Below are 21,947 nucleotides of genomic sequence, written 5' to 3'. Positions count from 1 at the left end.
GTCGTCCTAGCGCAGGTGCCCGCTGTCGTAATGCCTACGCTCGGCTGCCGTGAGCGGCGGCCGGACTGCACTTGCCGGCGTCACCGCAGCAACGACGGCGACGCTGGGCCTCTGCGAGGCCAGCACCAGGACGTCGACGCCGTCGGCGGTGACCTGCATTGCATAATCATGGCCGCTGAGTAGCCGGGCAACCACGCGACGCAGCGGCCCATCGAACACGCCCGTCATCTGGGCCTCGAGCGCGTCGACCGTACGATAGCGCAGATTGAACCGCTCCTGCAGCGCGGCCAGCACGTCATGGAGGGACGCCGCGTGCACCTCGAGATGGACGGCATCTGGTCGGCCTTCGATCTTCACCTCCGCCGATGCAGTTCGACCGAAGACCAAAACAACGGCAGACACGATCACGGAGACCAAAAGTAACTGACGCGTCGTCATACCAGCTCCGCCTCCGGAATTTCGCGCGCCAGGCGTTCGCGGAGCGGTCCTAATCGTTCGGCATGGTGGCGCCACTTCCCGACCGAGGATGCGTAGATCGGACGGCGCACCTGAACGGCACTGGCAGTCGCCGATGGCGCCGGGCTTTCATGAAAACGCATGACCCCTTCTTCCCAGGGAAGCTCCAAAAAGCGTATGATGTCCCGGCTCGCCGCAGCCTGGTCCCGAACGACGTCCTCATAGTTGATTTCCATGAGCACATCGGGCGGCAACACGCCGCGCCAGTGCCGGGTCAGGCGGCGATAGGCGAGATAGTATTCCGCAAGCTGGATTTGATCGTAGGAGAACGCGAACTTGTTGCGGAAGTGCGCCTTGTAAATCGCCCAGCATGCATCCACCGGATGCCGTTGAACGAGGATGATCTTTGCCGAGGGTAACGCCGCGTGAATGAGGCCGCAATAAAGGTAGTTCTCCAGCGTCTTATCGACGAAGCGGACCTTGTCCGGCACACGGAGCGCCGTGGCCTGATCCAGGTAGCGCCTGCCGATACCCTCGAGGTCGCGTCCCCTTAGACTTTCCGCCATGGTGCGGCGCACCTCTGCGGCGAACGCGCTGGTCTCTCCGACGGAATGCATCACCGAGTGGCTGGCGATAACCCGCTCCACCAGCGTGGTCCCGGTGCGTGGCAGGCCGGTGACGAAGACAGGCGCGGCATCGGGGTAGCCACGCGGCGCAGCTTCGATCCAGCGGCGAGTGTGCGTCTGGATGATCGCATCGACCTCACCAATTTCGACGGCGGGATCGCGCGGCAGCGATCGGCGCTGCAAGTTGCAGCCCGCCTCGACATGCGTGAAAGCGCGGTCCCAGCGCTCCAGATCCTCGCACTCCTTGCCGAGCGCAAAGCGCAGCATGATTTCGCTCGGCGCCGACAAACGCCCGTCGGCAATCACGGCCTCCATCTCGTCGACATGGTTGCGATCGCGGCTCTGGATTCGCAAATCCGAACGCAGGTAGTGCGCCAATCCGTAGCGGCGGTCGCACGCGATCGCGGCATCGCAATGCGCTTCGGCGTCGCCGAGTACGCCGATCATCCGCTCGGCGGCAGCCAGATTGAACAGATATTGCGGCACGCCGGGCTTGAGCGCGACAGCGCGGCGGAAAAGCTCCCTGGCCTGCTGTTGAAGGCCGAGCAGGCCAAACATGGCACCGACAGCATCAAGCGCGTCGGCCTCCTCGCCGGCATGCCTGGCCGCGACGTCCGTCGCTGCGCTGGCCTGACGTGCCTCCCCCTTCACGAAGAGGCATTTCGCACGCAACACCAGCGCGATCGGGTTGGTCGGAGCGAGAGCGACGGCACGTTCAGCGCTGACCGTTGCCGCATCGAGGCGATCACGCATCAGCGCAGTCTCGGTCAGCAGTGCCCAGGCGCGCCAATCCGACGAATTGCCCGCGAGCACCCCTGCACAGATCGTTTCGGTTGAGCTCAGATCGCCGCTTGCAAAGGCACGGCGCGCCGCCTCGATCGATGCGGCACTGGCGATATGCTGTCCGGTGGCGTCCACGCGTATTGCTCCATGCGATTCAGACGAGATCGAGCCGGCGGCTGGGCAGCCGCCGGGTCATGCTGAGGAAGGCTATCAGCTCCGATCAGTCCTGGTCGTTGTCGTGATCGTCGTCGTGACGATCGGCGAAGTTGAAGTTGCCGAAGAGATCGCCGATCGAAGGCCGGTTGACGGGAACGTAGGGGTTGTCGTCCGATGCAATCGGATTCGGCAAGGTGTCACGCGTCTTGGGTCCGAGCGGCTTGAGGTGCCAATTGCGTTCGATGAACTTGGTGATCGAGACGTGGTCGCCATATTCATGCGACACGTGACCGCCGCGCGAGTATTTCGAGACGACGAGAAGCGGGATGCGCGTGCCATCCCCGAAGAAATCGACCGGCTGAATATAGCCGGCATCGTAGTAACCGCCGCCTTCGTCCATGGTGATGACGATCGCCGTCGACTTCCACAGCTCCTTGTTGGACTTCACCTGATCGACGATCTTCTTGGTGAAAGCCTCGAAGAGATCGACGCGGGACGAGGATGGATGACCGTCGTTAAAGGTGCTCGGCTTGACGAACGACACCGCGGGAAGATTGCCATTGGCGATGGCGTCGTAGAGATCGAGCGTGTCCTTCATGTGCGCATCGCGCTGCGCCGCATGGGTCATGACCGACGCGGAGAACAGGAACGGGTTGCAGATGTTGCAATAGAGATAGGCAACCGGGTCCAGCGCACCGAAATTGGTGCCCTCGCCGGGGGCCGTCTTGAAGTCATTCCAGCGCTCGCCGAAATAGGCCCAGGAGACATCGGCCTGGGTCAGCGCATCGCCGATATGCCGCTGCTTGATGACAGGCGGCAAAGTGAACGGGCCATTGTTGATCGGATCGGTGGCACCGCTGCCGATAAAAGCCGGAACGTAGTTGTTCAGCAGGTAATAGGCGTTCGGCGCACAGCGCGGTGACACGTGGATGGCGTTGAGATAGGCGACAACAGGGCCCACGCCCGGCTGTCCGGGATCTGAGCAGTTCGAATAGCTGCCGCCGCCATAGCCGTCATTGAGATACCAGTTGTTGGTCCCCGGCGCCGGGTTCGGGTTCTCGATCTCATTGACATATTGCGGAGGGTTGGAACCAGGTACGAGCACGTGATCGGGCTTGGCAGGGTCGCCCTTGTCGTCGGCATAGTAGAGCGCGTCGGCATAGCCGATCATCATGTGATTGGCGAAAGTGCCGCCCATCACGCTCTGATGGAAATTGTCATTGTGTACTTGCGCGCAAGCTCAGCCAGATAAGGCGCATCGCCCTTGGCGACGTTATAGAAGCCGAGCGCGATGCCGCCTTCCTTGAGCGCGTGCGGGGTCGGGTTGCCATTGCTGCCCGACGAGACGCTCTGTTCCACAAAGGTGAAGAGGTCGGCCTGGCAGCCGCTCGGGTTGTGATGAGTTGCCTTGGCGACGTCGCAGTCGAGTTGCTGCCACATCTGGTAGAACCGGTGCACCGGGCTGCCACCATAGGTCTTGTAGAGGCTGGTCGGAGCTTCGCCGCCCTGCGCCAGGGTCACGAGCGGATATGGACCGTTCGGCAGATTGTCGGAGTCCAGGATGCGCGTGTCGGGCGAATTGCCCGGCAGACCGGTCGCACCGGTCGTGAGCAGCGGCAGATCCTGTTGGCTGAGACCATAGTCCCCCTGCGCGGCGATCTGCAGCGTGGCGAGGCACCCCGGACCGTTGAGCGCAGCCTGATCGACGGAGGTGTAACAGGATTGCGGCGCGTAGGAGGTACCTGGCGTCTGCACCTTGTTGGTCGTCAGGTTGTATGGCGTCTTCTGGCCGGGGCTGATCGAGTAGGTGTTGTTGACGACCGCGGAAGACTGGGCAGCCCTGGCGTAATTCGGACCAGGCTGCCCGTCCCTGGTGATGATGCCCCTGGAGAGCAGGTTGTCGACGCGCTCACCCGGGTAACGCGGCTCGTAGGTGGCGAAGACATGATCGAAAGTCCGATTCTCGCCGAGAATGACGATCACGTGTTTGATCGGACTCTCGGTACGGTCGCCGTTTTTGTTGCTGCCGCCGAGCATGTCCATCGCATAGACGTCATGTCCCATCAGCGACAGGATCGCGGCTGTCACCACGGTACGGTCACGCAGACGTCGTGTGATCTTTGAAAGCATTGCACACCCCTCCGTTCGTTTCCTGAATGCAGAGAATTGTTTCGACGCATGTCAGGTTAGGGGGCGCGCTTGTCAGACCTGTTGCTCGGCCGTGTCACTTCCATTACGAGATTGTGACGACGTGCAGAGGCCGATTGTCGCAACCGGCGAGCGCTTCAGGATCGCTGTCAATGGCTTGCTGCAGATTTCGGCATGGAGTTCCATCCGCGACCGGCGGGGCGAGATCGAAGCTCAGTCGTTCCACTGGAGGAGCGGCGCTCCATACGCCCTCCTCCAGACCGACAGGAAGCGCGGAAACCAGGAATGGGCGACCGCGCCCTTATAGGCCCAGGTGCGATATTTCAGTCCCTGCTCCGAGATCAACTCCTGATACCCGCCGTGGACCTCAGTCGCGGTGCGGATGTCCTTCAAGATTGCTTGCGCGCAGGCCCGGTAGGTCTCGTTCCCTGCAAACTCGTCGAAGTCCAGCATGCGATCCGCGAACTCGACGTTGAACGTCGGCCAGGCAGAGCGTCCCTGGTAGGCCGGCGCGGCGATCTTGTGGATCATCTTGTTCCGCGGATTATCCGCAGAGACGAAGAAGTGAAATGTGCTGGGGATGCGGAAGCGCGGCTCGGCGATGATCAGATCCGTCGTGGCCGCGAACAGCGCGCGTTCGTTCGCATCGCTCATATTCCAGAAGCCGCGATGCACGCCGACGAAATCCAGCGCGACCTGGGATGCCGGTGTGCCCGCCGGGCCATCCAGCGAATGCCTGATATAGCCGTCCTTGCCGAACAGCCGAAGCAGGTCCTGCTTGTACTGCCCGAGGTCGCGCCCGAGCAGCCGCTTGAGCTCGCTTTCATCAACGATTCCGAACTGCATGGCCCAGACGAAGGTCGTGTAGACGCATGCATTGGTGACGAAACGCCGGCGCTCCGCACGCGTGTCGGTCGCCGCAGAACGCGGAGCGCGGGTATCGCACAACAGATACCTGGTGCCATTGTCGTCGAACGACTCGAGCTCGCTTGCGAGCTTCAGGATCGCGCGCTTCAGGTCGCCGCCATATTCGGCCAGCAGCAGGCGGCCGGCATGGGCGCATTGTGACATCGCCAGAAAGGACGACACCCTCTCTTCGGCAGAGAGCATCTGCTGGAGACCGGCCAGAATGCCGAGCAGCGTATCGGAGGGACGCGAGAAATAGTTCACCCCGAGATACCGGTCGCGCCCTGCCGGAACGATGGTCGTCGTGACGACCTCGGCGCGAACGGCCTCCAGCAACAGGCGGACGCTCCTTTCGAGCAGGCGCGCCCGCCGCACCGCGTCCTGCGCATCCATGATGGTCTCGGGGTCGAGCACATCGGGATAGAACCAGGCAAAGTCGCGCGGATAGTAGGCGGAAGCGTGCGGCGCGCCCGTCACGAGGAACGCCTCGGTGACCGAAAACGCGCTCTCCATCGCGTAGCGGTAAAGGTCCTCGATGAGCGTCGAGGAATGATGCGACTTCCTCAGGAATCGATCACCTAGAAAATTGACCGCCTGAAGTGCGTTGGCGATGAAGGTGGCGGCCACGCCCTGGTAAAACCGATTTCCACGATGTGACGACAAGGAATTTATCGCTGCTCACTTGGGACGGTATCTCGTGATCCCGGCAATGGCCGATTGCCATGTCGAAGATGATTGATTCGTGTCTCACCGCGATGACGCAGCGCCTTCGGCGGCAAGCCTGCCCAAGTCCATTGCATACAATACGAATATTATGATCAAAATTTAATCATTTGGATCGCTGACCAAGATTCGACCAATTTATATAATCTAGTTATTTCAATTACTTATGTGAACATGCCACCTCTCTGATCTCTGGCACAAAGCTTGCGACATCCTATCCCCGGTTCCGCCAGACCGGCGCAGCCGCGAGATTGGGGCGGTCCATTCCGCCAAGGGGAGCAAGCAATGGATTTTGGCAGGATTTCACGACGTCATTTGTTGCAGGGCGGCGCGGCCCTCACCCTCGGCGCGGCGGCCGGCGCCCGGCCGGCCTTCGCAGCCGACACGACCATCGGCTTCATCTATGTCGGCTCGCGTGACGACTATGGGTACAACCAGGCGCACGCGCAGGGCGCCGCCGCGCTGAAGAAGATTCCCGGGCTGAAGGTCGTCGAGGAAGAGAAGGTGCCGGAGACGGATGCGGTCGAGAAGACGATCGAGTCCATGATCAATCTCGACGGCGCCACCCTGCTCTTCCCGACCTCGTTCGGTTACTACAATCCGCACATGATCAAGATGGCCACCAAATACCCGAAGCTGCGCTTCGAGCACTGCGGTGGCCTCTGGACTGACAAGGACCCGAAGAACGCCGGCAGCTATTTCGGCTATATCGACGAAGCCCAATACATCTCGGGCATCGTCGCCGGCTACACCTCCAAGAGCGGCAAGCTCGGCTTCGTCGCCGCCAAGCCGATCCCGCAGGTGCTGCGTAACATCAACGCCTTCGCGCTCGGCGCCAAGCTCGCCAATCCGAAGGCGACGACCCAGGTGATCTTCACCGGTGACTGGTCGATGCCGGTCAAGGAAGCCGAGGCCACCAACAGCCTGATCGATCAGGGTGTCGACGTGCTCACCTGCCACGTCGACGGCCCCAAGACCATGGTCGAGAACGCCGCCCGCCGCGGCGCCTTCGTCTGCGGTTATCACACCAACCAGTCGCCGCTCGCGCCGAAGGCGTATCTCACCGGCGCCGAATGGAATTGGGAAGCGCTATATCCGAAGTTCGTGAAGATGATCGCCGCCGGCGAAAGCATCCCGAACTTCTACCGCGGCGGTCTCAAGGAAGAGATCGTCAAGACCTCGCCCTATGGCGAAGCCGTCTCGGCCGAGGCACGCAAGCATGCCGACGAGGTCAAGGCAAAGTTCCTCTCGGCAGAGGGTTACGCCATCTTCAAGGGCGGCCTCGTCGACAACAAGGGCAAGACCGTCATTCCAGCCGGCACCGATCGCGGCCAGAAGGATCCTGAACTCGAGAAGATGGACTATCTCGTCGAGGGCGTGATCGGAGCGACTTCGTGACATCGGAGACCGCGGATTCCGCCGAGGCGGTCGGGGCAGTTGCCCCGGCCGCCGACCCTGGATTTCTCCAACGCCACGGCGGCACGATCGAATATGTCCTGATCCCCGGCGCAGCCATGGCCGGCGCGCTCGCGGTCTTCGGCATCTTCGTCATGCTGTTCGGCAAGAACCCGCTCGACCTCTATTTCTACATGTACTACGGCGCCTTCGGCACCTGGTTCTCCTGGCAGAACACGTTGACGCGTGCTGCGCCCCTCATTCTCACCGCCCTTTGCACGGCGCTGCCGGCGCAGCTCGGCATGGTCATCATCGGCGGCGAAGGAGCGCTGCTGATCGGCGCATTGTCGGCGACCAGCGTCGCCTTGTTGCTTCAGGGCATGCCGCCACTCTTCGTGCAGATTGCCATGGTGATCGCCGGTGTGATCGGTGGCGGCTTGTGGATCATGCTGGCGGGGGCGCTGCGGCAATATCGTGGCGTCAACGAGACGATCTCGAGCCTGCTGCTCGTCTACATCGCGCTCGCAATCCTCAATCACCTCGTCGAAGGCATGATGCGCGATCCCGCCAGCCTCAACAAGCCGTCGACTCGCGAGATCGGCGCGGCCAACATGATCGGTTCGATCCCCGGCACCGACGTGCATTGGGGCCTCGTCTTCGGCCTGATCGCCGCGGTCGCCGCCTACATCCTGATCTATCACACCGTGTTCGGGTTTGCCGCGCGTGTTGCCGGCGGCAACATCCGCGCCGCCAAGATCGTCGGACTTGGCGTCAGCAAGCTGATCCTCACCGTTTGCTTTCTTGCCGGCGGCGCCGCGGGCCTTGCCGGCATGGTTGAAGTTGCGGCGGTCCAGGGCCGCACCAACGCCAACCTTGCGGCCGGCTACGGCTTCACTGGCATCCTGGTTGCCTTCCTGGCGCGACAAAATCCGCTCGCCATCATTCCTGTCGCGATCCTGCTCGGCGGCATCAGCGCCAGCGGCGGCCTGCTGCAGCGCCGCCTGGGATTGCCCGATGCGTCAGTGCTGGTGTTGCAAGGCATCATCTTCGTCTTCGTCCTCGCCAGCGATGCGCTCTACGGCCGCATCGGATTCCTGAAAGGCAAGTCCTGATGGCTGACGGATCGATCGGACTCTGGACAGTCCCGCTCGCCGTACTCGGCGGCGCCATTCGCGTCTCGACGCCCTTCCTGTTCGTGAGCCTGGGGGAATGCATCACCGAGCGTTCTGGCCGCATCAATCTCGGCCTCGAGGGCACGCTGGTGATGGGCGCTATGAGCGCCTATGGCATCTCCTATCTGACGGGATCGCCCTGGCTCGGCGTGCTCGCCGCCGGCATCACCGGCGCATTGCTGGGCGCGCTGCATGCCGGCATCTGCTCGCTGCCGCGCGTCAACGATGTCGCGGTCGGCATCGCCTTGATGCTGTTCGGTACCGGCCTCGCGTTCTATCTCGGCAAGCCGCTGATCGAGCCCACCGCGGCGCGCCTGCCTGCAATCGATTTCGGCTGGTGGAGCGATATCCCGCAGGTGCGCGCCGCACTGCGCGTCAACGTGCTGTTCCTGATCGGCGTCGCGCTTGCACCCATCCTCTACTGGGCCTTCCGCACCACGCGCTGGGGCCTGCTCATCCGCACTGCCGGCGAGAGCTCGGACGCCGCCCGCGCGATGGGCCATTCCGTGCTTTTGATCCGCCTGCGCGCAACCATGGTCGGCGGATTCCTTGCCGGCATCGGCGGCTCCTTCCTGTCGCTGTTCTACCCCGGCAGCTGGAACGAAGGCCTCTCCTCGGGCCAAGGCATCACCGCGGTCGCGCTCGTGATCTTCGCGCGATGGGATCCCCTGCTCTGCCTGTGGGCCTCGCTCGCCTTCGGCGGCGCCGCAGCGCTGGGACCGGCGCTGCAATCGGTCGGCGTCACCTCCGGCTATCACCTCTTCAACGCCGCACCCTACATCCTGACGCTGGCAATCATGATCATCACCTGCTCGCCGAAACGCACGCTGACCGGAGCCCCGGCCGAATTGTCGATCACCCGCTAGAGAGCGAAATCATGCCCGAGCGCTACATCAAGTCCGAGCCTTACGCCTGGCCCTACAACGGCGATCTCCGCCCTGAAAATACCGCGCTCATCATCATCGACATGCAGACCGATTTCTGCGGCGTCGGCGGCTATGTCGACAAGATGGGCTACGATCTCTCGCTGACACGGGCGCCGATTGAGCCGATCAAGAAACTGCTCGCGGCGATGCGTGCCCAAGGCTTTCACATCATCCATACCCGCGAAGGCCACCGCTCCGATCTTTCTGATCTTCCCGCCAACAAGCGCTGGCGCTCGCGTCAGATCGGTGCCGGCATCGGCGATCCCGGCCCGTGCGGCCGTATCCTGGTGCGCGGCGAGCCCGGCTGGGACATCATCGAGGAACTTAGCCCCCTGCCGGGCGAGCCCATCATCGACAAGCCCGGCAAGGGCTCGTTCTGCGCCACCGATCTCGAGTTGATCCTGCGCGTACGCGGCATCGAGAACATCGTCCTCACAGGGATCACCACCGATGTCTGCGTCCACACCACCATGCGCGAGGCCAATGACCGCGGCTTCGAATGCGTGCTGCTGCACGATTGCTGCGGCGCGACCGACAAGAGCAACCACGACCACGCGCTGAAGATGATCAAGATGCAGGGCGGCGTGTTCGGCGCGGTCTCGACCTCCGACGCCTTCATCGGAGCGATTTCGTGATTATCGGCGAATCGCCGCCACTTGTCGGCGCCTTCGGCGTCGATGCCATCGCCATGACCATGCGCTTCGGCGACTTCCTGGCGCTGGACAATGTCGAGCTGAAGGTGCGGCCCGGCTCGTTCCACGCGCTGCTCGGCGAGAACGGCGCCGGCAAGTCGACCCTCGTCAAATGCATCATGGGCTACTATCACGCCACCGAAGGCGACATCCTCATCGGCGGCCGCGAGCAGGTGATCGCCAACCCGAAGGACGCGCACGCACTCGGTCTTGGCATGGTCTATCAGCATTTTACGCTGGTGCCGGCCATGACCGTTGCCGAAAACCTGGTGCTGGCCCGCGACAATGTGCCGGCCATAGTGAATTGGCCGAAGGAGATGAAGGAGCTCGAGGCCTTCCTGGCGCGGATGCCCTTCAAGGTGCCGCTCTCTGCCAAGGTCTCCGACATCTCGGCCGGCGAGCGGCAGAAATGCGAGATCCTGAAGCAGCTCTATCTGAAGCGCCGCTTCCTGATCCTGGATGAGCCGACCTCGGTGCTGACGCCGGCCGAGGCCGACGAAGTGCTCGGCATGCTCCGGGACATGGTTGTCAAGGGCGAGCTGACCATCCTGATGATCACGCACAAGTTCCGCGAAGTCATGGCCTTCGCCGACGAGGTCACCATCCTGCGCCGCGGCAAGCTCGCCGGCGCCGGTAAGGTTTCCGAGCTGACGCCCGACGCGATGGCGCGCACCATGATCGGCGCCGAGGAACTGACGGTCCAGCCCCCGCGCACCGGAGAAGCCGGGAAGGCGCGCCTTGAGCTGGAAAAGCTCCGCGCGCTCGACGATGCCGGCGCCGTTGCTGTCCACGACGTCTCACTGACCGTCCGCGCCGGCGAGATCGTCGGCATTGCTGGCGTCTCCGGCAACGGCCAGCGCCAGCTGGTCGAAGTTCTGGCCGGCCAGCGCGAGGCGGAGGGCGGCGAGATTCGTGTCGCCGGTGATCCCTATCGCGCCAGCCGCGAGGAGATGCGCCGCCACAAGATGTCGCTCCTGCCCGAGGAGCCCTTGAAGAACGCCTGTGTCGGCGGCATGAGCGTTGCTGACAACATCGCCTTCCGCGAGTTCGACCGCGCGCCCTTTGCCAGCGGCGGCTGGTGGCTCAACCGCGGCGCCTTTCGCGACGACGCGAAGAAGAAGATCGGACAATACAAGATCAAGACCCGCACGCCGGATACGCCGATCTCGGCGCTGTCTGGCGGCAACGTCCAACGCGCTGTGCTCGCCCGCGAGCTTGCGGGCGATGTCGAAGTGCTGATCGCAGCCAATCCCTGCTTCGGCCTCGACTTTGCCGCGGTGGCGCAAATCCACGCCGAGATCATGGCAGCCCGCAACCGCGGCGCCGCTGTGCTGCTCGTCAGCGAAGACTTGGACGAACTGCTCGAACTGTCCGACCGGCTGGTGGTAATGTTCCACGGCGAATTCGTGTATGAAGCACGGACCAGCGAGGCCGATCTCACCGAGGTCGGCCGGCACATGGCGGGACACTAACCGCGGAGCAGCGATGGACGGCGTGAGCGAACGCGACGAGCATTTCTTGCGGCTGTCCTTCGCGGTCGCCCGCCGCTCCCTCACTCATGGCAACCATCCTTTCGGCTGCATCGTCGTCGATGCCGACGGCAAGGTGCTGATCGAGGCCGAGAACGGCTACATGCCGGACCACGATGGCACCGCACATGCCGAGCGCCTCGCGGCCACGCAGGCCTGCCGCACGCTCAGCCGCGACGTGCTCGCGCAGTCGACGCTCTATTCCTCCGCCGAGCCCTGCGCGATGTGTTCAGGCGCGATCTACTGGGCCGGCATCGGCCGCGTGGTCTACGGTCTCAGCGAGCACCGCCTGCGCGGCATCACCGCTAACCATCCGGAGAATCCGACACTCGACCTGCCTTGCCGCGACGTGTTTGCGAGCGGCCAGCGGCCGACCGACGTGGTGGGGCCGTTGCTCGAAGACGAAGCCGCCGCGCTGCACGACGGCGCATGGACGAAGTAGGTTCTCCAAGTGCCGATACCGCAGGACGGGTTGCGCTCTTGCGAAACCCATCATTCCGCGACAGCTATTGATGGGTTTCGCTTGAGGGCGACGCGCCCTTCCCTCCTCGCCGGCTCGCGTTCCGGCAAAAAAATGAAAACAACCCCATGCACAGTAGAAGCGCGATTGCTGGCCGGCACGGGTGTCAATCGGCAATCCGATCGGCAAGTCATTGCAGCATCGAGCAAATCCGCAGCGAACCGGCGAGGATCGTCCTGGACGCGGCACAGGTTCGTTTTCGCAACCAGCCGCACCGCCAGTCGGCAGCACTTCAGCTGGACAAAATTTCGTTTTTAACGAATATCGTTTGACCCGTCGGGCAAAACAATGGCACTATGCCATGCTGGCCGTTTTCGGGGCGGCACGAGCTGGACGCCAAGGCAGTCCGATGATGACCGCGACGACGGAGAGCGGTGATGGAGGAGCGATGGGTTTCGCAAGGGCTCAACCCATCCTAAGAGCTGCCACAGGTCATCCTCGGAATGCCTGTCACTGAAATTATCGTGTCTCACTTCAGGGGTGCGGTCCAGCACTGTCACCGTAATTCCCGTAATTCCCTAGTTCAGGCAGGTCAGGGTGCCTCACGACGGGTAACTATGCTCGCTAGCCAGCGCCGAAATCGCCGACGCACAATCAATGAATTGGCAACGAATAAAACAAACGCAATCAATGCGAATATACCCGCATGGTAAGCAGCCGGCGATCCACTGACGGCGAGTATCGCAAATCCAAATGAAATGAGGACAACGCCAAGAAACGGCCACCACTCTACCGAACAGATGTAGCTAACACGCGCTGATTCCGCCTCCTTCTCGAAACAGATTTCGCACTTTTGAATGTTCACCAACGGACGAAGAGTACGAGTGCCAGTGAGTCCGGAAAACACAATCCGTGTTTCACCAACCCCTATGCCTCTCGCGCCTTCGGAACGAAGCGCTTCAGCAATTTTATCTCTAAGAGCTAACACTTGCGCAGACGTAGAGAGAGGAACGAGCAACACGCCAGCGAAACCAAAAGGTATCATCGCTGCTATCCTAGAATTACGGAATTACGGTGACAGTGCACTAAATAGATCATTCGTCTTCCACGGAGGGCTTTGGCCCGCGCTTGGCCGGCTTGAGGACGCGTCCGGTCTGGCGTTCGATACGGGCGAGAAATCGGCTATCTCCCAGCGGTCGCCCGACACTCTCCGCGGAACGCAGCGCGCCGAACAGATCGGCTTCCGGTTCGGATGCCAACAGATCGGCGAAATCCGGAAAACGGTCGCGGATCGGCGCCTGCGCGGTCAGGCCATCGTCGCGCCCGCGCAAATGCGCGCGCGTGCTCGACCAGCGCCAATCCTGGGCGCGCTGCACCAGACGCGCCCGTACCGGATTGAGCGACGCGTAGCGCAGCGCCGCAGCAAGATGCTGTTCGTCCATGACGACGGCGCCGAACCGGCCTTGCCAGAAATGGCCGGTGCGCTTGCGTCGCGCCTGGATGATCCCGGCATAGCTGCGGTGTACGCGTGCGAGCGCATGGCGCAGCCCGTCGGGATCGGATGGCACCAGGATGAGGTGCACGTGGTTGGGCATCAGGCACCAGGCCCACACTTCGACCCCGGCGGCCTTACAATTCGCCGCGAGCAAGTCGCGATACAGCGCATAGTCGTCATCGCCGAAGAAGTGCGGGCCCGGCCATTGCCGCGCTGGGTGACATGGTGGGGATGGCCGGGGATGACGACACGGGCAAGACGAGCCATGCCGCATCATGCTCGCAAAGGCGGGCGGCGTCAATTTAGTGCACTGTCACCGTAATTCCTACGTCAGACAGCCCTCAAGGCTTCGATGGGCACCGATCCGATCGAACGGCGACCCAGCTCGGGCGGCTACCCGGGCTGGGCCATTCCTCATGGAACGGCTCACTATAGGCGATCGCGCTAATACAAGGGTGGGCAAAGGCGCGTTTGCGCCGTGCCCACCATCTCTCTTGATCGCAAAAGATGCGTGGGCACGCTTTGCTTTGCCCACCCTACGGCAGCGTTTCTCTCCGCAAATATGAATGACGCCGCGCATCTCCGCGCGGCGTCATCCAAACCTTGGAGATCCTCAGACGATCAGAACTTCACAGTCACACCACCATACACCGTGGACTCGGTGCAGCTATTGGTGCTCTGACCAGTCGCCGCGACCGTGCAGACGCCGGGCATGGCGTTGTGATCGAGGCCGAACTTGTTCTGCCAGTAGCGGTAGGCGACCCAAAGGTCGACGAAGTGCGAGTACTTGTCGCCCCAGACCGCCTTCGAAGCGTCGAAGGTCAGGCGGACCGGTTCGCTGTTCAGTTCGGTCTTGGACGAGGTGGAGAACCGGCCGATACCGGAGAGCGCAGGCAGGCCGTTCGAGTCGCCCTTCGGGCCATACCAGCCAGCACGGCCGCTGATTGACCAGAACTGCATGTTCGGCGGCAGGAAGCCGAGATCCATGTAGTAGTTGATTTCGACAGCCCAGGTCGGACGATAGCTCACATTGCCGTCCGAGTTACAGGTCACGCCCGCCACGCCCGGTCCGAACAAGCCGCACTGGGTGAACGCGTTGTGGTTCAGGAACTCGTAGTACATCAACGGCGCGACGTTGAAGTAGCCCTTGTAGGGAAGATCGAAGGCGAACTGCAGACCGGCAACGACGTCGCGCTTGGCGGGCGCGAGGAAGTTGTTCTCGGTGTTGCCGTCCATACCGACTTCGAACGAGATGTTGTGCAACGGCCCCATCGTGAAGGCCTTAGTGTTGAACAACTCGTTCCAGCCGAAGGTCGAGCGGAACAGGCCGTAGATCTCGGTTGCGCCGGCGCAATCGGCAGCGCCGCCGGTGATCGTCACGCCAGGCGCGACACAGGGCGAAGCAGGGTCGTTGTGACCCGACTTGAACATCGAGATGGTGAAGAAGTTGGTGCCGTAGGCCCACAGGTCGAAGTGGGTGAACGAGTACACCTGCTTGGCCGTCTTGCCATTGATGCTGCCATCCGGGCGCACGCTCCACATGCCGGGGTCGGTGCCCTTCGGCATCCAGGAGAACGACACGCGGTCGTCGATCACCAGGAAGAATGGGAGGTCAGGCGCCTTCTTTGCAGCCTTGACCGGCAGATCCGCAGCCTTGGCCAGACCACCAGCGGCGAGCGTAGCAAGTGACAGCGCTGCGGCTGCAATCGCCCTGAAACGAAACGACATCCTGAATACCCCCAAGTTTGGACGCGTAAGAAATGAACGTCCCTTGGGTGCGACACTTGCGCCGAAGTCCCGAGGTGAGAAGCCTCAACTTTTTTCAAGGCATGCCGCTTGTTTTGGCAGCACGCGACATGGCGCAGCCGAATATTGCGAAATTTTGTACGAGAGCCCTCCCCGTCGATCGACGACGCCAGGACGCCATTGCCGAACTATCCCGTTTGATTCTGCTTGCTTTTTGCGTTGAGACCAGGATCCAAGCGCGCCCGTCGAAGCGATCGGCGAGCCGCGGTCCAGTGCATACGAGCGATGGCGCCACCCTGCTCAACTTCACGTCAAGCCTGCACAGCGAGTTCCGATTTGGTTTGAGCCGTCACAAATTTGCAACAGCCAGGTCGTGGAAGGCGAGCCTGGGACGGCCCTGCAAGGCGCGGATTGGGGAGAACTCGCGTGCAAAAACGGCCGCGACTCGCGACACCGGCTTCCTGCCGAAGCGTTGAGCAAGGGATGACGCTTTTTCACACCTTACGCGGCGGTTTAAACTAGCCCACTATTGAGGCAACTCGTCCCATGCCAGCGTATCAGCGAATGTTAGATTCGACGCCTAACGGCCTGCATTCCGGTGAGGCCCCGTTGCTTCAAACGGTCGGCCTCACCAAACGCTATGGGGATTTCCTCGCCAACGACACCATCGACATTGACGTCTGGCCGAAGGAAATCCACGCGCTGCTGGGCGAAAATGGCGCCGGCAAGTCGACGTTGGTGAAGGCGATCTACGGTCTGATCCAGCCCAGCGCCGGCGAGATCCGCTGGCAGGGCGCGCCGATCGTGCTGTCCGGTCCCTCCGAGGCGCGCAGCCGCGGCATCGGCATGGTGTTTCAGCACTTCTCGCTGTTCGACAATCTCACCGTCGCCGAGAATGTCGCGCTCGGCCTCGACGGCAAGGAATCCTTCAAGGACATGTCGGCACGGCTGGAACAGGTGTCGAAGACCTACGGCCTGCCGCTCGATCCCAAGCGCGAGGTCTGGCAGCTGTCGGTCGGCGAACGCCAGCGCATCGAGATCGTCCGGGCGCTGATGCAGGACCCGAAGTTCCTCATCCTGGATGAGCCGACCGCGGTGCTGACGCCGCAGGAGGCCGACCAGCTCTTTGTCGTGCTGGAGCGCCTCAAGGCCGAAGGCCGCGCCATCCTCTACATCAGCCACAAGCTCGAGGAGGTGAAGCGCCTCTGCGATACCGCCACAATTCTGCGCGGCGGCCGGAAGATCCAGACCTGTAATCCACGGGTCGAGACTGCAGCCTCGCTTGCCCGCATGATGGTTGGGGGCGAGATCAAGGAAGTGAGGTCGGCCCCCGGCCGCCAGACCACGATCCCGCGGCTGGTCGTCAACGATCTCTCGCTCGCACCCGACGAGGCGCACGGTGTACGGCTCGAGCATATCTCGTTCGAGCTGAAAGGGGGCGAGATCCTCGGCATCGCCGGCGTCGCCGGCAACGGTCAGGATGAGCTGTTCGCGGCATTATCCGGCGAGCGGCTGTCGAAGGATCCCGGCACCGTTGTCATCGAAGGCATCGCCGCCGGCCACCTTTCGATCACTAAGCGCCGCAAGCTCGGCGCCGCCTTCGTGCCCGAAGAGCGGCTTGGCCACGGCACCGCGCCGCGCATGAAACTGTCGGAGAACGCACTACTGACGGGACATGCCGCCAGCGGCATGGTCAATCATGGCTTCATCGACACAGCGGCCACACTGAAGACGGTGGACAAGGCCACCGAGACTTTCGACGTGCGCAAGGCCAAGCGCGATCCGGAAGCAGCGAGCCTCTCTGGCGGTAACTTGCAAAAATTCATCGTCGGCCGGGAGATTCTGCGCAACCCGGCCGTGCTGGTGGTAAGCCAGCCGACCTGGGGTGTCGACGCCGGCGCCGCCGCCGTCATCCGCCAGGCGCTGCTCGATCTTGCTACCGCAGGTGCCGCCGTGCTCGTGACCAGCCAGGATCTCGACGAGCTCACGGAGATCGCCGACCGCATCGCCGTGATGTTCCACGGCCGGCTGTCGGAGCCGCTCGCTACGCGCGATGCCACACGCGAAAAGCTCGGGCTTCTCATGGGCGGCAGCAGTCTTGAGCCGAAGGAGGCCGCGCATGCAATTGGTGCTTGAGAAGCGCACCGAGCGCTCCAGCACGATCGCGCTGGTCTCGCCGCTGATCGCGATCGGGCTCACGATCGTCACGATGACGATCCTGTTCGCGATCCTTGGCAAGAATCCGCTGCTCGCGCTCCACGCCTATTTCATCGCGCCCCTGGCCGACGGCTATTCGCTGCAGGAGATCGCGGTGAAGGCGACGCCGCTGGTGATGATCGCGATCGGGCTGTCGCTCTGCTATCTCGCCAATGCCTGGAACATCGGCGCCGAAGGGCAATTCCTGATCGGTGCTGTTGCCGGAAGCTGGATCGCTGTGAAGACGCAAGGCACCGACGCCGGCGCCTGGGTGCTGCCGGCGATGCTGGTGCTTGCTGCCGCTGCTGGCGCGCTCTTTGCGCTGATCCCGGCGATCTGCAAGGTGAAATTCGGCGCCAGTGAAATCCTGACCAGCCTGATGCTGGTCTATGTCGCCGATCTCCTCCTCGATTATCTCGTGCGCGGTCCCTGGCGCGACCCGAACGGCTTCAACTTCCCGACCACGGCTGAATTCGATCCTGTGGCGACGGTGCCATTGTTGATCGAAGGCGGCCGGCTGCATTTCGGCTCGATCATCGCATTGCTGGTCGTTGCAGCCGCAGCAATCCTGCTCGGACGCACCATCAAGGGCTTCGAGATCCGCGTCGTGGGTGCCGCGCCGCGCGCCGCTCGGTTCGGTGGGTTCAACGCCAACCAGCTGATTATCCTGACCTTCGCGGTCTCAGGCGCGTTGGCCGGCCTTGCCGGCATCATCGAGGTCGCAGGTCCCGTCGGACATCTCCAGCCCGGCATCTCGCCCGGCTACGGTTTCACTGCGATCATCGTCGCCTTCCTCGGCCGCTTGAACCCGCTTGGAATATTAATTGCAGGCCTTTTTCTCGCATTGACCTTTATCGGCGGCGAGCAGGCGCAGATCGCAATGAAGATCCCGTTGGACGTCACCAAGGTGTTCCAGGGCATTTTGCTGTTCTACGTGCTCGCCTGCGATTCTCTCATTCTCTACCGCTTCAAGCTGGCCTTCCCGAACCGACAGGTGACCCGTGGAGCTGGTTGAAGCCATCATCCTGTCGGTCCTCGCCGCCTCGACACCGCTCCTGATCGCGGCAACCGGCGAGCTCGTGACCGAGCGCTCCGGCGTGCTCAATCTCGGCGTCGAAGGCATGATGATCGTCGGCGCCGCTTGCGGCTTTGGCGGCGCCTGGCTGACCGGATCAATCTTCGTCGGCGCGCTGTTCGGCATCGTCGCGGGTATGCTGATGTCGTTGATCTTCGCGCTGATGGCGCTCGGCCTCGCCGTCAACCAGGTCGCGACGGGACTCGCGCTGACCATTTTCGGCATCGGCCTGTCAGGCCTGATCGGTGCAGGTTTCGTCGGCGAGCGACTGACGCCAGCCGCGCACTTGTACATTCCCGGCTTTACCGACATTCCATTGATGGGCCGCGTGCTGTTCGGCGAGGACGCTTTCGTCTATTTCTCCATCGCACTCATCGTCGGCGTGTGGTGGTTCCTGTACCGCACGCGCGCGGGATTGATTCTGCGCGCGTGCGGCGACAATCACATCTCCGCACACGCGCTCGGCTATCCCGTGCTGCGCATTCGCACTCTCGCCGTGATGTTCGGCGGCGCTTGCGCCGGACTTGCGGGTGCCTATCTGCCGCTCGCCTATACGCCGTTCTTCATTCCCGGCATGACCGCGGGCCGCGGCTGGATCGCACTGGCACTGGTCGTGTTCGCATCCTGGCGGCCGGGCCGGCTCGTGGTCGGCGCTTATCTGTTCGGTGCGGTGACGATCCTCCAGCTGCATGCGCAAGGCTGGGGCGTCGGCATTCCCTCGCAGTTCATGTCGGCGCTGCCCTATCTCGCAACCGTCATCGTGCTGGTCTTGCTCTCCCGAGCGCGCACCGGCGGCTCGACCGCACCGGCCGCGCTCGGCACCGTGTTCGTGCCTGATCGCTAGAGTTTTGATTTCCGCAGCGTGCGCGATGGGGCGCGCACGTTGCGGATCGTGGCTTTCCCCTGATGTTTGGAGATTAATGATGAGGAAATCACTTCTTGCGCTGGCTGCCGGGCTTCTGCTCGCCGGGAGCGTCAGCGCAGCCTCCGCTGCCGACAAGCTGAAAGTCGGTTTCATCTACCTCGGCCCGATCGGCGATCTCGGCTGGACCTATCAACACGAGCTTGCGCGCCAGGCGCTGGTGAAGGAGTTCGGCGACAAGATCGAAACCACCTATCTCGAAAACGTGCCCGAAGGCCCCGACGCCGAGCGCGCCATCGAGCAGCTCGTCCGCGCCGGCAACAAGCTGATCTTCACGACCTCGTTCGGTTACATGGACCCGACGCTGAAGGTCGCGAAGAAATATCCGAACGTGCATTTCGAGCACGCCACCGGCTACAAGCGCGACAAAAACATGTCGACCTATTCTTCGAAATGGTACCAGGGCCGCTACATTCAAGGCCTGATTGCGGCCAAGATGTCGAAGTCAGGCGTGCTCGGTTATATCGGCTCGTTCCCGATTCCCGAGGTCGTCTCCGGCATCAACGCGACGATGATCGCGGCTCAGAGCATCAACCCGAACATCAAGGTCAAGATCATCTGGGCCAACACCTGGTTCGACCCGGGCAAGGAGGCTGACGCCGCCAAGGCGCTGATCGACCAGGGCGCCGACGTGATCATGCAGCACACGGATTCGCCGGCCGCGATGCAGATTGCCAGCGAACGCGGCAAGCTCGCCTTCGGCCAGGACTCCGAGATGATCAAGTTCGGTCCGAAGACCCAGCTCACCTCGATCCTCGACACCTGGGCCCCCTACTACATCGCCCGCGTCAAGGCCGAGCTCGACGGCACCTGGAAGTCCGAGGACACATGGGGCGGCCTCGACAGCCATATGTTCGCGATGGCGCCGTACACCAACATGCCTGACGACGTGAAAAAGATCGCCGAGGATGCCCAGGCGGCGATCACCGCCGGCAAGCTGCACCCGTTCAAATGCCCGGTCATTGGGCAGGACGGCAAGGAGATCGAGTGCAAGGGCGGCGCCAATCTCGCCGACGGCCAGATCCTCGGCATGAATTTCTACGTCAAGGGCATCGACGACAAGCTGCCGGGCAAGTAGCACGCTTCTTGCATCGACTAAATCACCTGCTCCTCCCGGAGGAGGTTCGGAGGGGGTGGCCAGAAGCACCCGGCACTTGTGGTCGCCCCCTCTATTTATTTCCTATCCCGCCTGTATCGCCCGCGCCGCGGCGCTGTGCCGGCGGATGAGGTCCGGAACGTCCAGTCCGGGAATCGCGCCGTCGATCACGGCCCAGTTCCCCGCCACCATTACCCTGTCAGCCCGATGCGCCCCGCACAGGACCAGCGCGGCCAGGGGATCACCATGGCCGGAGAAGCGCAGCTCATCGAGCCTAAACAGCGCGAGGTCGGCAGCCTTGCCGACCGCGATCTCACCGAGTTCCGGGCGACCGACACAGGCCGCCGAGCCCCGGGTGGCCCAGCGCAACGCATCCTTGTGGCTCACCTTGGTCACGCCATAGCGCGCCCGCTGCAGCAGGAAGGCTGCGCGCACCTCCTGCATCAGGTTCGATCCATCGTTCGAGGCCGAGCCGTCGACGCCGATACCGATTCCGACGCCCGCCTCCTCCATCTCGCACACCGGGCAGCAGCCCGACGCCAGCAACTGGTTGCTGCACGCGCAGTGGCTGATCGTCGTCTTCGCCTTGCCGAGCCGCTTCATCTCGTCGGCGTTGAAAAAGATGCCGTGAGCGAGCCAGGTCCGCGCATTGAGCCAGCCGCATTGCTCGAGATAATCGAGCGGCCGGCAGCCATACATCTGCTGGCAGAATTTGTTCTCGTCCTCGGTTTCGGCCAGATGAGTGTGCAGGCGCACGTCGAGCTTGTCGGCGAGATCGGCGGTGGCGCGCATCAGCGAGGTCGTCACCGAGAACGGCGAACATGGCGCGAGCGCGATCTGCACCATCGCATCCGCACCGCGCTGATGATGCTTGGCGACCACGCGCGCGCTATCGGCGAGAATCGTATCCTCGTCCTGCACGACGCTGTCAGGTGGCAGGCCACCGTCGCGCTGCGACAGGTTCATCGAGCCGCGCGTCAACAGCACGCGCACGCCGAGCCGCTTTGCGACGGCGACCTCGATATCGACGGATTCTTCGAGCCCCGCCGGGAAGACATAATGATGATCGGTCGTGGTGGTGCAACCCGAGAGCAAGAGCTCGGACATCGCCACGGTGACGCCGAGCTCCAGCGCCTCAGGCGTCAGCTTCGCCCACACCGGATAGAGCGCCTGAAGCCAGGGAAACAGTTCGCGGTCCATCGCGGCAGGCAATGCCCGCGTCAGCGTCTGATAAAAGTGATGATGGGTGTTGATGAGGCCCGGCAGCACGACATGCTCACGCGCATCGAACACCGTGATATCGGCGGTCGCCGGCGTTCCGCCTGAAGGCACGAGCTCGACGATACGGCCACCCTTAACAACGATCCCGCGCTCCGCGCCGTCAGCGAGGATGGCCAAGGGATCCCTGATCCAGATCGGCTTTGAGTCACCCATAACTCTGTTTC

At 62.8% G+C, this 21,947-nt stretch carries 19 protein-coding genes; 10 read left to right on the top strand and 9 right to left on the bottom strand.

What is annotated here, in order from left to right:
* Nucleotides 1-6: 6 nt before the first annotated feature.
* The 5 genes from XH89_RS10505 to XH89_RS10485 all read right to left on the bottom strand — a co-directional run bounded on the left by XH89_RS10505 (nucleotide 7) and on the right by XH89_RS10485 (nucleotide 5,747).
* Nucleotides 7-438 (bottom strand): hypothetical protein, encoded by a 432-nt coding sequence (locus tag XH89_RS10505; protein ID WP_194466993.1) that lies wholly within the window; start codon nucleotides 436-438, stop codon nucleotides 7-9.
* Nucleotides 435-1,640, bottom strand: coding sequence for a sulfotransferase (locus tag XH89_RS10500; RefSeq protein WP_210345243.1), 1,206 nt, complete (start codon nucleotides 1,638-1,640; stop codon nucleotides 435-437). Before XH89_RS10500 ends, XH89_RS10505 begins: the two co-directional genes overlap by 4 nt.
* Nucleotides 1,641-2,085: 445 nt before the next feature.
* Complete coding sequence (locus XH89_RS10495) at nucleotides 2,086-3,219, bottom strand: alkaline phosphatase family protein (protein ID WP_194466991.1); 1,134 nt, start codon at nucleotides 3,217-3,219, stop codon at nucleotides 2,086-2,088.
* Nucleotides 3,219-4,151 carry a hypothetical protein gene (locus tag XH89_RS10490; RefSeq protein ID WP_194466990.1) on the bottom strand — a complete coding sequence of 311 codons (933 nt, stop codon included), beginning with the start codon at nucleotides 4,149-4,151 and terminating at the stop codon, nucleotides 3,219-3,221. Before XH89_RS10490 ends, XH89_RS10495 begins: the two co-directional genes overlap by 1 nt.
* Before the next feature lie 231 nt (nucleotides 4,152-4,382).
* Nucleotides 4,383-5,747, bottom strand: a complete 1,365-nt coding sequence (locus XH89_RS10485) for a hypothetical protein (protein WP_194468435.1) — start codon at nucleotides 5,745-5,747, stop codon at nucleotides 4,383-4,385.
* A 336-nt stretch (nucleotides 5,748-6,083) separates the two neighbouring features.
* Here XH89_RS10485 and XH89_RS10480 point away from each other — a divergent pair, with 336 nt between their 5' ends.
* The 6 genes from XH89_RS10480 to XH89_RS10455 are packed head-to-tail and all read left to right on the top strand — an operon-like array spanning nucleotide 6,084 to nucleotide 11,954.
* Nucleotides 6,084-7,196: a BMP family ABC transporter substrate-binding protein gene (locus XH89_RS10480; protein ID WP_194466989.1), complete on the top strand. Its 1,113-nt coding sequence runs from the start codon at nucleotides 6,084-6,086 to the stop codon at nucleotides 7,194-7,196.
* A complete protein-coding gene (locus XH89_RS10475) occupies nucleotides 7,193-8,305 on the top strand; it encodes an ABC transporter permease (protein ID WP_194466988.1) in 1,113 nt (370 codons plus the stop codon). Before XH89_RS10480 ends, XH89_RS10475 begins: the two co-directional genes overlap by 4 nt.
* The gene (locus XH89_RS10470) at nucleotides 8,305-9,231 is read left to right on the top strand and encodes an ABC transporter permease (RefSeq protein ID WP_194466987.1); all 927 of its coding nucleotides are present in this window, start codon (nucleotides 8,305-8,307) and stop codon (nucleotides 9,229-9,231) included. The genes XH89_RS10475 and XH89_RS10470 overlap by 1 nt, the downstream gene beginning before the upstream one ends.
* A gap of 11 nt (nucleotides 9,232-9,242) precedes the next feature.
* Entirely contained in the window at nucleotides 9,243-9,926 is a 684-nt protein-coding gene (locus XH89_RS10465) for a cysteine hydrolase family protein (RefSeq protein ID WP_194466986.1), read from the top strand.
* On the top strand, nucleotides 9,923-11,455 hold the full coding sequence (locus tag XH89_RS10460; RefSeq protein ID WP_194466985.1) for an ABC transporter ATP-binding protein: 1,533 nt from the start codon (nucleotides 9,923-9,925) through the stop codon (nucleotides 11,453-11,455). The genes XH89_RS10465 and XH89_RS10460 overlap by 4 nt, the downstream gene beginning before the upstream one ends.
* 13 nt (nucleotides 11,456-11,468) lie before the next feature.
* A complete protein-coding gene (locus XH89_RS10455; RefSeq protein ID WP_194466984.1) occupies nucleotides 11,469-11,954 on the top strand; it encodes a nucleoside deaminase in 486 nt (161 codons plus the stop codon).
* Nucleotides 11,955-12,564: 610 nt separating this feature from the next.
* Here the strand turns inward: XH89_RS10455 and XH89_RS10450 are convergent.
* From XH89_RS10450 to XH89_RS10440, 3 genes are all read right to left on the bottom strand, one after another.
* On the bottom strand, nucleotides 12,565-13,017 hold the full coding sequence (locus tag XH89_RS10450; RefSeq protein ID WP_194466983.1) for a hypothetical protein: 453 nt from the start codon (nucleotides 13,015-13,017) through the stop codon (nucleotides 12,565-12,567).
* 49 nt (nucleotides 13,018-13,066) lie between these two features.
* Nucleotides 13,067-13,621 (bottom strand): transposase, encoded by a 555-nt coding sequence (locus XH89_RS10445; protein WP_246767787.1) that lies wholly within the window; start codon nucleotides 13,619-13,621, stop codon nucleotides 13,067-13,069.
* A gap of 467 nt (nucleotides 13,622-14,088) precedes the next feature.
* Nucleotides 14,089-15,195, bottom strand: a complete 1,107-nt coding sequence (locus XH89_RS10440; RefSeq protein WP_194466982.1) for a hypothetical protein — start codon at nucleotides 15,193-15,195, stop codon at nucleotides 14,089-14,091.
* Between the two features lie 582 nt (nucleotides 15,196-15,777).
* Here XH89_RS10440 and XH89_RS10435 point away from each other — a divergent pair.
* The 4 genes from XH89_RS10435 to XH89_RS10420 all read left to right on the top strand — a co-directional run bounded on the left by XH89_RS10435 (nucleotide 15,778) and on the right by XH89_RS10420 (nucleotide 20,484).
* Nucleotides 15,778-17,349, top strand: coding sequence for an ABC transporter ATP-binding protein (locus XH89_RS10435; RefSeq protein ID WP_194468434.1), 1,572 nt, complete (start codon nucleotides 15,778-15,780; stop codon nucleotides 17,347-17,349).
* Nucleotides 17,333-18,424: an ABC transporter permease gene (locus tag XH89_RS10430; protein WP_194466981.1), complete on the top strand. Its 1,092-nt coding sequence runs from the start codon at nucleotides 17,333-17,335 to the stop codon at nucleotides 18,422-18,424. The genes XH89_RS10435 and XH89_RS10430 overlap by 17 nt, the downstream gene beginning before the upstream one ends.
* Complete coding sequence (locus XH89_RS10425; RefSeq protein WP_194466980.1) at nucleotides 18,411-19,328, top strand: ABC transporter permease; 918 nt, start codon at nucleotides 18,411-18,413, stop codon at nucleotides 19,326-19,328. Before XH89_RS10430 ends, XH89_RS10425 begins: the two co-directional genes overlap by 14 nt.
* Nucleotides 19,329-19,407: 79 nt before the next feature.
* Nucleotides 19,408-20,484, top strand: a complete 1,077-nt coding sequence (locus tag XH89_RS10420; protein WP_194466979.1) for a BMP family ABC transporter substrate-binding protein — start codon at nucleotides 19,408-19,410, stop codon at nucleotides 20,482-20,484.
* Between the two features lie 102 nt (nucleotides 20,485-20,586).
* Here the strand turns inward: XH89_RS10420 and XH89_RS10415 are convergent, their stop codons facing one another.
* Nucleotides 20,587-21,936: an 8-oxoguanine deaminase gene (locus tag XH89_RS10415; protein ID WP_194466978.1), complete on the bottom strand. Its 1,350-nt coding sequence runs from the start codon at nucleotides 21,934-21,936 to the stop codon at nucleotides 20,587-20,589.
* Nucleotides 21,937-21,947 lie beyond the last annotated feature (11 nt).

The organism is Bradyrhizobium sp. CCBAU 53340, from assembly GCF_015291645.1.
Lineage (GTDB): Bacteria > Pseudomonadota > Alphaproteobacteria > Rhizobiales > Xanthobacteraceae > Bradyrhizobium.
Note: the sequence above shows the minus strand (reverse complement) of the source record. Positions and strands in the feature narration are given on the sequence as shown.